The organism is Parapedobacter pyrenivorans (assembly GCF_014636865.1).
GTDB lineage: Bacteria > Bacteroidota > Bacteroidia > Sphingobacteriales > Sphingobacteriaceae > Parapedobacter > Parapedobacter pyrenivorans.
Window position 1 is genome coordinate 1,142,262 of the sequence record NZ_BMER01000001.1, and the last position, 15,409, is coordinate 1,157,670.

A 15,409-nucleotide genomic window follows, 5' to 3' on the forward strand; every position below is an offset into this window, starting at 1 on the left:
CATCACATTTTTGTAAAACATATGAAGCCTTTAATCGGTTTCATATGAGCCAATTAATGTTAGCATTTGCTGGCTGGAGGACAACACACACAATTATTAAAAACCAAATTGAGAACAACATGAGGAATTTATTTACATGCTTCTTACTACTCTGCATGTTTCCTGGTTTTGCGCAAGCGCAACAAGGCAGAGTAAGTGGCAAGGTGACCGATGCGCTCACATCCGGGGGAATACCTGGGGTGACCGTGATGGTGCAAGGGTCTACTGAAGTCACACAGACGGATGCGGCAGGGAACTATTCCATTGAGGCGGCGGCTACGGATACGTTGGTCTTCCGTTCATTGGGGTTCGCTTTACAGGAGGTGGCGGTTGCCAGTCGGACTACAGTCGACGTGGTATTGGAGGCTGAGGGGACCGAGTTGGACGAGGTTGTTGTAGTGGGTTACGGTACGCAGCGGCAACGCGACCTAACCACAGCTGTGGCTACCGTTCGGGCAGACGACATCGCAAAAACGCCAAACGCCCAAGCCATGCAGTCTTTGCAGGGACGGGTTGCCGGTGTGCAGATCGTAAGTAACGGTGCGCCAGGTGCATCGCCTACTGTACGGCTGCGGGGTATCGGCTCCTTCGAAGGAAATGCTGCGCCGCTCTATGTGGTCGACGGGATGTTTTTTGACAACATCGATTTCTTAAATCCCAATGATATCGAGACAATATCCGTATTGAAGGATGCTTCGGCATCGGCGATTTATGGGGTACGGGCCGGGAATGGCGTGGTGCTGATTGAAACTAAATCGGGAGCCTACAACAAACCGGGCGAAATCATCTACGATGCGTACTACGGCATACAAAATCCGCAAAACGTGCTGAAAATGGCTAATACCCAGCAGTTTGTCCGGTACATTAACGAAACCGGGAGCGCAGCCGATATTGCCTTGATACAAAACGCTATGCAGCGGTATGGCCGCAGCCGGGTAGACCCCAGTATACCCGATGTCAACACCGATTGGTACAACGAGATCATGAGCCCCGCTCCCATCCAAAACCACAACCTTTCGTTTACCGGTGGCAGTGAGAGCACGCGCTATTCTATCGGCGGTAGCTATTTCAACCAGGAAGGGCTCCTGGATTTGCAGCGCAACGATTACCGACGGTTGAACTTCCGTGTAAAAGTGGATAGCAAGGTAAAAGATTGGCTGAATGTTGGCGGCAACTTCAACGTAAGTACGGCCCGGCAATACAACGGCGAAAATACCGCTTGGTTCCGTTCTTATTTTGCGGTACCGATTCTGCCGGTGTTTGACGACGGGAATGCCAACGCCGCACCAGTGAAATATGCCAACGCACAGCAGATCGGCTACCGCGGCAGCCAAAACCCGTTCTTCCCATTGGAATATATCGATAACCGTAATCACGTGGCTAAATTGCTGGGTAATTTCCATGCGGAGGTCAATGTTTGGGAAAACAAGCTCAAATTCCGCACGCAGTATAATTATGGGCTTGGCTTCGTCAATACGCGGCGCGTCGATTTTGAATACAATGACGGGGTTACGCAACACCAATCGGCCATTCGGCGAAGGAATACGTCGAGTCTTGACCAGGTATGGGACAATTTCCTAACCTATGATGATAATTATGGTAAGCATAACCTGAATGTGGTGCTGGGGCAGTCTTATCGGAGTGAGTATGCCGAATTACTTTATGCCAGGGGAACCGGCATTGCGCCGGCTCCCTCCCGTGCAGCTGAACAGTTTTGGTATCTCTCCAATGCCACCGAATTCGACGTTGATGGAATCGGTGATGCGAATGATGGTGACGATAAAGCAATTAATGCCAACCTGCAATTCTTCTCGTTCTTTGGTCGGGCAGCCTATAACTACGATAATCGTTACCTATTATACGGTACATTCCGGCGAGACGGCAACAATAAATTTCAGAAGACGTGGGGTAACTTTGCTACTGTGGGTGCCGGATGGGTACTGTCTGAAGAGGACTTCTTCGATGTGGAAGGTGTCGATTTCTTGAAATTCCGGGTATCATGGGGACAGTTGGGTAACGACGCGATCAGTCCTTCGGTGGGGCTTCCCACGGTAGAGGAAAATAATGGTGCGATCGATGGAACGCGGGTAATCGGTAGGCGGCTGAATCCGACTTTCGACCTGATCACTCAATGGGAAACTACGGTAGAGAAAAACTTCGGTCTGGATGCGCAGTTCCTGAATAATCGACTGTCGCTGGAAGCCGATTACTTTATCCGCGACACGCGCAACCTGGCGGTGACCATCGTGCCGCCGGTATTTGCATCTGCCGAACGCCGGAGTGTGGGTGAGATCCGCAATCAAGGGCTGGAGCTCAACCTCAATTGGCGCGACAACCTGTCAGCGGATTTTTCTTATAACATCGGTGGAAATATCGCTACACTGAAAAATAAAGTGCTGGGGCTCGGTGGCGCTGATGGTCTGAATGCTGGCTCGGCTGAATTCCGGCAGCGGTCCATCATTGGGCACCCGTACCAAGCATTCTATGGCTATGAAGTAACTGGAGTGTTCGACAATACACAAGAAATTCAAAACACCTACAATGCGGACTTCATTGCTTCCAAAAGTTTGATACCCGGCGATTTGATTTTTAAGGACCAAAACGGCGATGGCATTATCGACGATAAAGACCGCGTGGTATTGGGCTCTTACATGCCGGATTTCACATGGGGCGCCAATCTGGGTTTCCGGTATAAGAAACTGGAATTTGCGGCGTTGCTGCAAGGGCAAACCGGATATAACATACTGAATCGTAAGCGCGGTGAAATGATTTTCACCAACGATACCAATATCGATGCCGATCTGGCCACCAATTTATGGGCGGAAGGTCGACCTTCGTCGAAGAATTATCCATCGGCGTCCGGCTTGCGGAGGGCGTGGAATCAGGTCATGAGTAGCTATTTCGTGGAAGAGGGTTCTTACTTCAGGTTGCAGAATGTACGTCTGTCTTATTCATTCTTGGGTAAGGAAATCAATGGCGTGACCTGGCCGGAAGCCCGGGTCACCCTCACTGCGGAGCGGCCCTTGACGGTATTTAAATACAACGGCTTTAACCCGGAAGTTGCGGATGGCGTGGACCGCGAAGTGTATCCCATACCGGCTATCTATACCTTGGGTGTAACCATTAAACTGTAAAGCATTAAGGAAAGACATTATGAAAGCGATACGAAATATCCAATACGGGGCGATGGTATTCTTTGGACTATTGCTCGGCACATCGTGTAGCGGTTTATTGGATGAACCGCTCGAAAATGAGCAGATTGCTGAGGGAACGGACTATACACAAACACAGAACATGGTGTTGATGCTGTATGGTGCTTACAATCAATTGTATGACTTTGGGTGGGAAGTTTACCCAACCCTCAGTGTACGGGGAGATGATATTGACATCGGCGGGCGCGGTGACCAACCGCTGTTTGCACAGGCCGATAGTTTTCGGTACGACCGCAATTTCTGGGCGATGAATAACTCGTGGACCAGCCTCTACAGTGATTTGATTTATTGGCAGGGAGCCATCGAGGAAATCCAGAAATACGAAGCGGCAGGCGCCAATGTGACAACGGCGCAGCAATACATTGCGGAGATCAAGGTGATGCAGGGCTTTGAGTTCCTGCAATTAGCCCGTCTTTGGGGGAGGATATTGATACCGACGTCTTCCCAACCTTCTGAGCTGCTCAACGTGGAGTTGTCTAGCTTTGAATCGGTTATGCAGCATATATCGGCGCTGATGGATGAAGCGATTCCACTACTGCCGGATGTACGGCCAAACCAGCGTTCGGATGTCCGTGGCGGGGTTACCCGTTACACGGCACTTGCTGTGAAGGCGATGGCCAACCTCGAACTAAAAAACTATCCCGCAGTCGCCGATGCCACCGGCCAGATCATTAATAGTGGACTGTTTATTTTGGAGCCCGATTTTTATCATTTGTTTAAACTCCGTGGTAAGCTCAATGACGAAAACCTATTGGAGTTCCAGTATTCGGACTATGGCACGGGATCGGGTGCCTCCAACAAATACTTGTGGGATTTCTTTGGCCCGACGAGCTGGACACCCGCACGAAGCGGCTCCAGCGGCGGCTGGGGTTTTTGGGAACCTAGTATGAAGTATATCCAGTTCATGCTCGACCGCGGTGAGCGCGAGCGCCTCGAATCAACCGTGATTTTCACGCCGGATGGCATCACGGATTTGCGCAATGCGTACCCCGACGCACCCAGCTGGATATCGAATACCACCGCGGATGGCGATGTGTTTAACAACAGTGTCCGGACCAAATTCTACAGTGGTAAACACTACTGGCCGTCAACCATGCTGACAGCCGGTCGCACGGCATACGGCGAAAATAAAAACTTTACCGTTATCCGGTATGCAGAAGTGTTGTTGATGCACGCTGAGGCCTTGACCAGCGGTGCCACAAGCTCGGTGATGACGGCGGATGCTGCGGTAAACGCTGTACGTAATCGGGTGGGCCTCGGGCCATTGAGCGGTGTTACACTCGATCAGGTGCTGGATGAAAAATTTGCGGAATTCGCAGGCGAGTGGGGTATCCGGTTTTATGACGTGGTGCGCCATGACCGCACGGCCGAACTATCCTATGGTGGGCGTACGTATGATGCAGGCACGGATCGGTTCTATCCTTATCCATTGGACCAACAGGATCTACTGCCACAGTTGAGGGACGAAAATCAGTAGACCAATTAGAAACTTAATTAAGCATTGAAATGAAAAATATCATTAAACTGCTCATCTTGCTGCTTGTTGCCGCGTCGTGCCAAGAGGGCTATATCGACGACATCAAACCCGTACAACCCGGAGCAGACGAATCGGCCCCCGAGGTAACGATCGGCTATCCGTCGACAGCCGTTGTGCTGATTCCCTTTACAGAGGAATCAACACAGATCAATTTCGAATTTGAGGTAAAGGACGATATCGAGATTACGTCGATTTCCGTTGCACTCAATGGAAGCCCACTGACCACACTGGATAGTTTCAAAGACTACCGGCGGGTAGCGGCAGCGCATCTTAGTGAAACACTGCCCATTGGCGACTACACGGTTGACGTCACCGCCACCGACGCATCTGGCAAGAGTACGACCAAAAGCTATGATTTCGAAATCAGCAATGTATATCAAGCCAAATACGACGGTGAAATCTTATACATGCCGTTCGAGGGCGATGTTTACCTCGATCTTTTGGAGAATATCAGTGCCACCAAAGTGGGAAGCCCGGGTTTTGCCGCAGGCAAGTCGGGTCGCGCCTATGCCGGTGCTACCGCTGGCTACTTGACGCTGCCCGCTGCCGATGTAATCAGCGACGAGTTCAGCGCATCGTTCTGGTATAAAGTGAATGCCGTGCCAGACCGCGCGGGTATTTTGACGGTGAGCCCTCCAGACCCAACGAACAATAATCGGACAAGCGGTTTCCGTTTATTCCGGGAAGCAGCGGGTGCTAAGCAACGAATCAAACTCAATGTCGGCAATGGCACCGGAGACAACTGGTTTGATGGCGGTGCTGCGGCGGATATTGATGCAGGTAGCGATTGGGTACATGTTGCGTTTACGATTGCTGGTGACCAATGTACCGTGTACATCAACGGCAATGTGGTAAGCCAGGGAGCCTATCCCGGAGTTAGCTGGGCAAATAGTGATGTCCTCACCATCGGTTCAGGCGCACCCAATTTTACCGAATGGGGTCACCTATCAGACCTGAGTTTGATAGACGAACTGCGTATTTTCGACAAAGCATTGACACAGGAAGAGATACAACAGATTGTTGAAGATAATTAGTAGTCAGCAGATGAGCATGGGCGTACCGATACGATTGGTTTGTTTTATAGTTGTTGCCTATTTATTGGCAGGGTGTAAGAAAAATCAGGTCGGTACGCTCACGCTTTCACAGGTGTCGGTTGGTGAGGTGACCCTTGCACTCGATGGAACGGTTGTAGACGGGTTGCCGCTAGACCGGAGTATCACCGTGGTGTTTTCGCAGCCGGTAGATCAATCCACTGCCAATGCGGCCATTTCCCTAAGCCACGATGGCGAGCCTGTAGCAGTAAGTTTGGCGTTCCTTTCGGGCGGGGCTAGTGTGGTAGTGCACCCCAGTGGCCCATTGCGTAGTAACACAACGTATAAACTGGCAGTCTCCGAACAACTTCGGGGTACAGATGGCAGCCGTGGACCAGGCTATGATATCCAGTTCAAAACCATGATGGAAGACCTGCAGGTGGCAGCCATCGAGGTGGGTGGCGAAAATATAGGGCAGGATAACGTGCTGGCCAGTATACCCCTCGAATTGCAAATGACCCTTCGGTTTTCTAGCCCACTTGATAAGGCGACTGTGCAACAGGCTTTCACATTGGTGGGGGCAGCAGGCACGGCCAATATGCAGCTGAATATCGCTGCCGACGGGCAATCGGTTACGCTGGTGAGCAGTACTCCACTGAAAGGGCTTACCAAATATGAGCTGCGTATTTCGGATGCGTTAATGGGGGCAGGGGGCGAGCGCTTTTCGGGATTGACCAAGACACTCTTCACCGCAATTGATCCTGTACCAAAGTTTCCGGTTGTCCCGGATGAGGAATTGCTTACCCTGGTACAACGGCAAACATTCAATTATTTCTGGGATTTTGCGCATCCCGCCAGCGGTATGGCCCGTGAGCGCAATACCTCGGGTGATTTGGTGACCAGCGGTGGTTCCGGTTTTGGCATCATGGCGTTGATCGTGGGCATGGAAAGGGGATTTATTTCGCGTAGCCAGGGTGTTGCACGACTAGCGCGCATTGTCAGTTTCCTTGAAACGGCCGACCGTTTCCACGGTGCTTGGTCACACTGGATTAACGGCAATACCGGCGCGGTAATGCCGTTTAGTGCCAACGACAATGGCGGCGATCTGGTGGAAACATCACTGCTGATGCAAGGGCTGATCACCGTGCGGCAGTATCTGGTAACTTCCACACCAGCCGAAAAGCAGCTCATCGACCGCATCAATGTGCTTTGGCAGACTGTGGAATGGGATTGGTACAGACGGGATGGTCAGGATGTATTGTACTGGCATTGGTCGCCGGATAAAGGCTGGGCAATGAACCTCCCTATCCGTGGATGGAATGAGAGTCTGATTACTTACGTATTGGCTGCTGCGTCACCGACACACAGTATCCCCAAGACCATTTATGACAGTGGCTGGGCGAGGGACGGTGATATGCGCAACGGGGCAATCTATGAGGGTATCGCGCTGCCACTAGGCGTGGAGTATGGCGGTCCGCTGTTTTTAAGCCAATATTCGTTCCTTGGCATCGACCCGAGGGGCCTAAGCGACCAATATGCCAATTATTGGACGCAAAATGTAAACCATACGTTAATTAATTATGAATATAGTGTCCGAAATCCGCGGAACTATATCGGTTACGGTGAGAACGCTTGGGGACTCACAGCGAGTGATAACCACGAAGGCTATTCGGCACATTCACCCACCAACGACTTGGGAGTAATCACACCAACCGCCGCGCTTTCGGCGTTTCCGTATACCCCGGATAAATCGATGGATGCACTGAAGTTTTTCTACTACGCATTGGGCGATAGGCTTTGGGGGCCTTATGGGTTTCATGACGCCTTTAACATTACCCAGCAATGGTTTGCTGATTCTTACCTCGCTATTGACCAGGGGCCAATCATCGTAATGATTGAAAACCACCGCACGGGCTTGCTTTGGGACTTGTTTATGAGCGCACCCGAAATCAAGGCTGGACTGCGTAAATTGGGATTTGATAGCCCGAAACTTTAATAACGACTGATTGATGAAAAATACAATAACAACGATATTACTAATTACAGTCATTGCATTTGCCGGCTGCAACGGTACACCACAAAAGGGTACAAATAATAACGATGCCACCCTGCCGGATGACTCACTGCTCACGCTGGTGCAACGCCAAACCTTCCAGTATTTCTGGGAAGGTGCGGAGCCCGTGTCGGGCCTCGCCCGTGAACGCATCCACATCGATGGTGAATACCCGCAGAACGATAAAGAGGTCGTGACCATCGGAGGCAGTGGATTCGGCTTGATGACTTTATTGGTGGGTATAGAACGCAATTTCATCACACGGCAAGCCGGTGTCGAACGGTTCGAACAAGTGATCGGCTACCTTGAAAAGGCCGACCGGTTCCATGGCGCATGGCCGCATTGGTTGGATGGGCCTACAGGCAAGGCCAAGCCGTTTAGCAAGAATGACAATGGTGGCGACCTTGTGGAAACCGCCTTTATGGCGCAAGCGTTGATTTGCGTAAGGGAATACTTCCAGCAGGGTAATGAACATGAAAAGCAATTGGCTGCACGCGCCGATACCCTCTGGAAATCCATTGAATGGGATTGGTACCGCCAAGGTGGGCAAAACGTGCTTTACTGGCATTGGAGCCCCACGGCGGGCTGGGCGGCCAACCATCCCATCAGGGGCTATGATGAGTGCCTGATCACGTATGTCCTTGCTGCCTCCTCGCCCACCCATGGTGTGCCCGCAGCGGTGTATCACGAGGGGTGGGCACGTAGCGGTGCCATCAAATCGACCGCGGAACGGTATGGGCACCCGCTTATCCTCAAGCACAATGTGCCGGATAGCAATGGCGTGGGACCATTGTTCTGGTCTCACTATTCCTACCTTGGGTTGGATCCCCGTGGACTAGAAGACGAGTATGCGGATTATTGGGAGCTAAACCGTAATCATGCACTCATCCATCACGACTACGCCGTCGAAAATCCGAAAGGCTTTAAAGGGTATGGTAAGCAGGCGTGGGGATTTACGGCGAGCTATTCCAGCAATGGTTATTCGGCGCACAATCCCGATAATGATCTGGGTGTCATTTCGCCCACCGCTGCGTTGTCGTCATTTCCATATACGCCCGAGTACAGTATGGAGGTGATGCGGTATCTTTATGAGCAACTCGGAGACAAAATTTGGGGCAAGTATGGGTTTTATGATGCTTACAGTGAGACCGATAATTGGTTTCCGCAACGCTACCTGGCTATCGACCAAGGGCCGATAACCGTGATGATTGAAAACCATCGGACGGGATTGCTTTGGAAGTTATTCATGGGGGCACCCGAAATCAAGGATGGATTGAAGAAACTGGGGTTTAAAAGCCCGAACATATAGTGACAGACAATGAGATATCCTGTAAAATACCTTTGGCTGATCGTTACCACGTGGGTACTGTGTGCTGGGATGAGTGGTGCTCAAACGCCTCGTACCTATTGCAACCCGATCAACATCGACTACGGTTATACACCCATTCCCAATTTTTCCGAATGGGGGCGACATCGTGCGACGGCCGACCCGGTTATCGTGAATTATAAAGGGGACTATTATTTGTTCAGCACCAACCAGTGGGGGTATTGGTGGAGCAGCGACCTATCCAACTGGAATTTTGTATCCAAGAAATTCCTGCGGCCGTGGAACGGCGATGTATACGACGAGCTGTGTGCTCCGGCCGTGGGTATTGTTGACGATACCATGCTGGTATTCGGGTCTACCTACACCGACAAGTTTACGCTGTGGATGAGTACGAATCCCAAAGAAAACCAGTGGCAACCACTCATAGACTCCTTTTCCATCGGTGGCTGGGATCCTGATTTCTTTACGGATGACAATGGCCGTTTCTATATGTACAACGGCAGTAGCAACCGCTATCCACTCTATGGTGTCGAACTGGATCGCCAAACCTTCGAGCCCCTTGGAGCACGTAAGGAACTGTATTTCCTCGAAGACTGGCGCTACGGTTGGCAGCGTTTCGGCGAATACATGGACAATACTTTTCTCGACCCCTTTATCGAAGGGGCCCACATGACCAAACATAACGGTAAGTACTACCTGCAATATGCAGCGCCGGGTACCGAATTCAGCGGCTACGCCGATGGTGTGGCAGTGGGTGATAGCCCGTTGGGGCCGTTTACTACACAGTCGGATCCCCTAAGTTACAAGCCGGGTGGATTTGCTCGTGGGGCTGGCCATGGTGCTACCTTTCAGGATAACGACGGTAATTACTGGCATGTCGCTACGATTGCCCTTGGTGTGAAAAATAATTTTGAACGGCGATTGGGCATGTGGCCCGCCGGGTTTGATAAAGACGACATCATGTATTGCAATACGGCATTTGGCGATTATCCGCATTACTTGCCGGATGGTCCCGCTGACCACCGCGAGAGCCGGTTTACGGGTTGGATGCTGCTCAATTACAACAAGCCCGTACAGGTATCGTCCATGCTGGGAGCAGCCTATCCAGCTAACCATGCGGTAGACGAAAGCATGAAAACCTACTGGAGTGCCGCCACGGGCGACCGCGGCGAATGGATACAGAGTGATTTGGGTGAGGTGAGCACGGTGCATGCCGTGCAGATCAACTATGCGGATCAGGATGCCGACAGTGCTTTTCTTGGCAAAATGGAGGGCATTTATCACCAGTATATTCTGTCTTATTCCGAAGACGGCCGTAAGTGGAAGGTACTTAAAGACGAAAGCCAGAACGATATGGACGTCCCACATGAGTACGTGGAATTGGAAAATCCGGTGAAAGCCCGATACATCAAATTGGAAAATATCCACATGCCCACAGGTAAATTTGCCGTCAGTGGCTTCCGCGTGTTCGGCAAGGGACAGGGGGTCAAGCCAGCTTCGGTCAACGATTTCATCATTCTACGGACGGAAAAAGACAAGCGCAGTGCTTGGCTGAAATGGAGCCCGGTGGACAACGCCTACGCATATAACATTTATACGGGCTTGGCACCCGACAAGTTGTATAACTGCATTATGGTACACGGTACCAATGAATATTATTATAAAGCGATGGACAGCCAGCAACCTTATTACTTCAGCATCGAAGCCGTCAATGAGAATGGGGTGTCGGTAAGAAGTGAAGTAAAACGTGTTGATTAGTTTGAAGAAGAAATGAAAAAGATCGGTCTATTTTTCGGGTTTTGCTGGTGGTGTGCAGCTTCATTCGGCCAATCTACGGATAAGCCCTATAATGTGGTTTTCATTTTGAGCGATGACCACCGATACGACTTTATGGGATTCATGGATAAAGTGCCGGATCTGGAAACTCCAAACATGGATCGCATGGCTCAGGAAGGCGCCCATCTCCAAAACGCATTTGTTTCCACGGCGCTATGTTCTCCCAGCAGGGCATCCATCCTTACGGGGCAGTACGCCCATACACACACGATTGTGGATAACAATGCGCCCTTGCCGGAGGGCCTGACATTCTTCCCGCAGTATCTGCAGGAAAAGGGATATAAAACCGGATTTTTCGGAAAATGGCATATGGGGAATAAAGACGGTGGCGTGCAGCCCGGCTTTGATCAATGGGTGAGCTTTCGCGACCAAGGCGTATATTACTCACCCACCTTCAACATCAATGGAAAGGAGGTCAAACAGCCGGAGGGAAGTTATACCACCGATTTGTTGACAGACTACGCCATCGATTGGCTAAAGACGCTCAATAGCGATCAGCCATTTTTCCTTTACCTTTCGCACAAGGGGGTGCACGCAGAGTTTGCCCCAGCGGAAAGGCATCGCGGCACTTATAAAGACATGCCCATTATCTGCCCGCCCTCCATGTACCTCACCGCTACGGATAGCAGTAGGCGCGTGGGTATTGAAACACCGTATGACGGACCCGTGAACCTTGACGGTATTCCGGATTGGGTACGTAAGCAGCGTTACAGCTGGCATGGGGTGGATTATATGTATGACGGACAGATTATCTTCGAGGATTTTTATCGACAATACTGCGAAACCCTGCGCAGCGTAGACGAAAGCATCGGTTCGGTAATTGCATGGCTCGAACAGCAGGGCTTGGCGGAAAACACCCTGGTTATTTACATGGGCGACAATGGTTTCCTGTTCGGCGAGCAGGGGTTGATCGACAAACGTAACGCATACGAAGCGTCGATGCGGGTGCCGCTATTGGCGTGGTCACCCCAATTCATTAAACCACATACGCAGATCGAGCAAATGGTGATGAATGTAGATATCGGCCCCACTATTCTCGATGTCGCAGGCATGGCCAAGCCGGCGCAGATGCAGGGCTATTCCTTTTTGCCGCTATTGCAAGGCAAATCCCTTGATGAATGGCGCGAGAAGGTCTTCTATGAATACTATTGGGAATGGGCATTTCCGCAGACCCCTACCATTTTTGCCGTCCGCACAGACCGCTACAAATACATTTTCAATCAGGGACTTTGGGATACCAATGAACTGTATGATCTGCAGGCCGATCCATATGAGATGAATAACCTCATCCGAGACCCTGCTTCACAGGAAATCGCCGGCCAGCTGAAGAAAGAACTATGGGATTGGATGGAGTCCACGGATGGCATGCAGATACCGTTGAAAAAGATTTATCAGAAACGTAACGATCACCGCTTTCGCGGAACGTATTAATACAGGCCAAAATTTTTGAAACATGCGTACACAGACTTCGCTGCTCATTTTAATTGCCGTAATGATTGGCACAGGTACACATCTCGTAAACGCGCAACAACGCGACACAAGCATGGATAATTTTATTGATGGACTGATGGGGCAGATGACCATCGATGAGAAAATCGGTCAACTCAACCTGGTTACCGCGGGAGAGGTGACTACCGGTTCGATTGTTAGCACCGATGTGGAGACCAAGATCAAGACAGGCAAAATAGGTGGGATATTCAGTATGACGAGCGTACCGCGTATCCGGGCGGCGCAGGAGCTGGCCGTAAACCATTCGCGGTTAAAGATACCGATCATTTTCGGTCTGGACGTCATCCATGGTTATAAAACGATTTTTCCCATTCCATTGGGACTTGCCGCTACATGGGATATGGACCTGATCCGGGAGACGGCACGCATCGCCGCTAAGGAGGCGTCTGCTGATGGGCTGAATTGGACGTTTTCGCCCATGGTAGACATCTCGCGCGATGCCCGTTGGGGGCGTATTTCCGAAGGCAGCGGTGAAGACACTTACCTGAGTTCACGTATCGCTGAGGCTATGGTGCATGGCTACCAGGGTAATGACCTTTCCGCGGACAATACGCTGATGGCGTGTGTGAAGCATTTTGCACTTTACGGCGCGGCGGAAGCCGGACGTGACTACAACACCACTGACATGAGCCTGCATCGCATGTATAATGAGTACCTACCACCTTACAAAGCGGCTATCGATGCGGGTGCCGGTAGTGTAATGACGGCCTTCAACGATATAAACGGTGTGCCAGCCACAGCCAATAAATGGCTCATGACTGATGTGCTCCGTAACGAATGGGGATTCGACGGCTTCGTAGTAACAGATTACACGGCGGTCAACGAGCTTATCGACCATGGGCTAGGTAACCTACAGGAGGTGTCCGCGCTTTCACTCAAGGCTGGGGTGGAAATGGACATGGTCGGTGAAGGATTCCTCACCACGCTGAAGAAGTCACTGGATGAGGGAAAGGTCGGCGAAGCGGATATCGATCGGGCTTGCCGACTTGTTTTGGAGGCTAAATACAAATTAGGATTGTTTGAAGATCCATTCCGCTATTGCGATGAAGCACGCGCGGCACAGACCATCCTCCACCCCACGCATTTGGCAAAGGCCCGCGAAGCGGCTGGAAAGTCATTCGTATTGCTCAAAAATGATGGGCAACTGCTGCCCTTAAAGAAAGCGGGTACTGTAGCACTTATTGGTCCACTCGCGAATACAGGCAGTAACATGCCGGGCACGTGGAGTGTGAGCGCCGACTTGGAAAACACGCCTTCGCTGCTGGAAGGGATGCGAGCGGCATTGGGCGAACAGGTCAATATCGTTTACCACCAAGGTTCCAACCTGCTGGCGGACTCTGCTTATCAGGAACGAGCAACACTATTTGGCCGGACCATTCCGCGCGATGAGCGCCCCGAAGCTGAGATCATCGCCGAGGCGCTGGAGGTAGCTAAGCAGGCCGATGTTGTGGTTGCAGCATTGGGGGAAAGCTCGGAGATGAGCGGCGAGGCTTCCAGCCGTACGGACATCGGCATCCCGGCAGTGCAGCAACGGTTGCTAATCGAGTTGTTAAAAACCGGTAAACCGGTCGTATTGGTATTGTTTACGGGCCGGCCGCTTACGCTCACGTGGGAAAATGAACATGTACCGGCGATCTTAAACGCATGGTTTGGAGGCACAGAAACAGGCAAGGCCGTGGCTGATGTACTGTTTGGTGATGTGAATCCGTCGGGAAAACTGCCGGCTACATTTCCGCAACATGTGGGTCAACTGCCGCTGTATTATAGCCATAAAAATACCGGTCGGCCATTGGCTGATGGGCAATGGTTCCAGAAATTCCGTTCGAACTATCTCGACGTAAGCAACGATCCGCTTTATCCTTTTGGGTACGGACTAAGCTATACCACGTTTACCTACGGCGAACTTATGCTGAGTACCGATACGCTTCAACGGAGCGGGAAGATGCAGGTAAGCGTAGAAGTAAGCAACACGGGCGAATACGCAGGTGAGGAGGTTGTACAGCTGTACATCCGCGATTTGGTAGGGTCGGTAACCCGGCCTGTCAAAGAGCTCAAAGGGTTCCGGAAAATCCAACTGGTACCCGGTCAGTCACAACGGGTAGTCTTTGACCTCACTGAAGAAGACCTCAAATTTTATAATGCGGATTTGGAACATGTAGCCGAAGCCGGCGAATTTATCGTCTTCGTGGGAACGAATTCACGCGATGTACAAGAGAAACGCTTTTTCCTGAAGGATTAGTCAGCTAAATACCAGTTCGTTGGCTAATAGTGTTTCGTCTGCACTGATGCTGTGTGGCTTTCCGGGATAGATTTCCGTGGTGACAGCTGCGCCCAAATCCCGAAGGATAACCACACTTTCCTCAATCCGGTGTAAGGGAACATGTGGATCGTTGTCGCCCGATGTAAGCAGAACGGGAGTGCCCGCGAAATCACCCTGATAGTTCGATTGGGTCAGTGATTTGCCGATAAGTCCGCCGGTGAAGGCAACGATTCCCCCATAGCGCTTAGCATGGCGAGCTACATATTCCAGCGTGAGGCACGCACCCTGGGAAAAGCCTAGGAAATAGAGGTTTTCCGACTGGATACCCAGTTTGACGGTTTCGGCCACGACCTCTTCCACCAACGCCAATGCCGATCCCAGTGCGGGTTGATTCGTGTCCACGGGAGCAAGGAAGCTATAGGGATACCATGAATTATTGGTCGCTTGGGGCGCAAGCAGCAAGGCGCCCTCCAGCTGTAAGTGACGCTGGAGGGAAAGTATACCTTGTGCAGTGCTGCCTCTCCCATGGAGCAGTACCACCGCCTTTTTGGCGTGTGCAGCCAATTTGCCTGCTTGTATAAATTGTTTCTCGTGTGTGTACATGA

At 51.2% G+C, this 15,409-nt stretch carries 9 protein-coding genes; 8 read left to right on the top strand and 1 reads right to left on the bottom strand.

Annotated elements, in window-relative coordinates; all coding sequences use genetic code 11:
- The first annotated feature begins 119 nt into the window (after positions 1-119).
- The 8 genes from IEV98_RS04490 to bglX are packed head-to-tail and all read left to right on the top strand — an operon-like array spanning position 120 to position 14,783.
- On the top strand, positions 120-3,173 hold the full coding sequence (locus tag IEV98_RS04490) for a SusC/RagA family TonB-linked outer membrane protein (protein ID WP_188504700.1): 3,054 nt from the start codon (positions 120-122) through the stop codon (positions 3,171-3,173).
- Between the two features lie 19 nt (positions 3,174-3,192).
- Entirely contained in the window at positions 3,193-4,728 is a 1,536-nt protein-coding gene (locus IEV98_RS04495; RefSeq protein WP_188504701.1) for a RagB/SusD family nutrient uptake outer membrane protein, read from the top strand.
- A gap of 29 nt (positions 4,729-4,757) precedes the next feature.
- Entirely contained in the window at positions 4,758-5,822 is a 1,065-nt protein-coding gene (locus IEV98_RS04500) for a LamG domain-containing protein (protein ID WP_188504702.1), read from the top strand.
- Positions 5,809-7,815, top strand: a complete 2,007-nt coding sequence (locus tag IEV98_RS04505) for a glucoamylase family protein (RefSeq protein WP_229738567.1) — start codon at positions 5,809-5,811, stop codon at positions 7,813-7,815. Before IEV98_RS04500 ends, IEV98_RS04505 begins: the two co-directional genes overlap by 14 nt.
- Before the next feature lie 13 nt (positions 7,816-7,828).
- The gene (locus IEV98_RS04510; RefSeq protein WP_188504703.1) at positions 7,829-9,181 is read left to right on the top strand and encodes a glucoamylase family protein; all 1,353 of its coding nucleotides are present in this window, start codon (positions 7,829-7,831) and stop codon (positions 9,179-9,181) included.
- Between the two features lie 9 nt (positions 9,182-9,190).
- A complete protein-coding gene (locus tag IEV98_RS04515; protein WP_188504704.1) occupies positions 9,191-10,957 on the top strand; it encodes a family 43 glycosylhydrolase in 1,767 nt (588 codons plus the stop codon).
- Between the two features lie 12 nt (positions 10,958-10,969).
- On the top strand, positions 10,970-12,466 hold the full coding sequence (locus IEV98_RS04520; RefSeq protein WP_188504705.1) for a sulfatase family protein: 1,497 nt from the start codon (positions 10,970-10,972) through the stop codon (positions 12,464-12,466).
- 22 nt (positions 12,467-12,488) lie between these two features.
- Positions 12,489-14,783: a beta-glucosidase BglX gene (gene bglX, locus IEV98_RS04525; protein WP_188504706.1), complete on the top strand. Its 2,295-nt coding sequence runs from the start codon at positions 12,489-12,491 to the stop codon at positions 14,781-14,783.
- On the opposite strand, the gene IEV98_RS04530 is transcribed toward bglX, so the two are convergent.
- Positions 14,784-15,407, bottom strand: a complete 624-nt coding sequence (locus tag IEV98_RS04530) for an alpha/beta hydrolase (protein WP_188504707.1) — start codon at positions 15,405-15,407, stop codon at positions 14,784-14,786. It abuts the gene before it with no gap.
- Between the last annotated feature and the right edge of the window lie 2 nt (positions 15,408-15,409).

Excerpts from the sequence above, each read along its gene's own strand:
- IEV98_RS04490 (WP_188504700.1), top strand. The coding sequence starts at position 120 with ATGAGGAATTTATTTACATGCTTCTTACTACTCTGCATGTTTCCTGGT.
- IEV98_RS04495 (WP_188504701.1), top strand. The coding sequence starts at position 3,193 with ATGAAAGCGATACGAAATATCCAATACGGGGCGATGGTATTCTTTGGA.
- IEV98_RS04500 (WP_188504702.1), top strand. The coding sequence starts at position 4,758 with ATGAAAAATATCATTAAACTGCTCATCTTGCTGCTTGTTGCCGCGTCG.
- IEV98_RS04510 (WP_188504703.1), top strand. The coding sequence starts at position 7,829 with ATGAAAAATACAATAACAACGATATTACTAATTACAGTCATTGCATTT.
- IEV98_RS04515 (WP_188504704.1), top strand. The coding sequence starts at position 9,191 with ATGAGATATCCTGTAAAATACCTTTGGCTGATCGTTACCACGTGGGTA.
- IEV98_RS04520 (WP_188504705.1), top strand. The coding sequence starts at position 10,970 with ATGAAAAAGATCGGTCTATTTTTCGGGTTTTGCTGGTGGTGTGCAGCT.
- bglX (WP_188504706.1), top strand. The coding sequence starts at position 12,489 with ATGCGTACACAGACTTCGCTGCTCATTTTAATTGCCGTAATGATTGGC.
- IEV98_RS04530 (WP_188504707.1), bottom strand. The coding sequence starts at position 15,407 with ATGTACACACACGAGAAACAATTTATACAAGCAGGCAAATTGGCTGCA.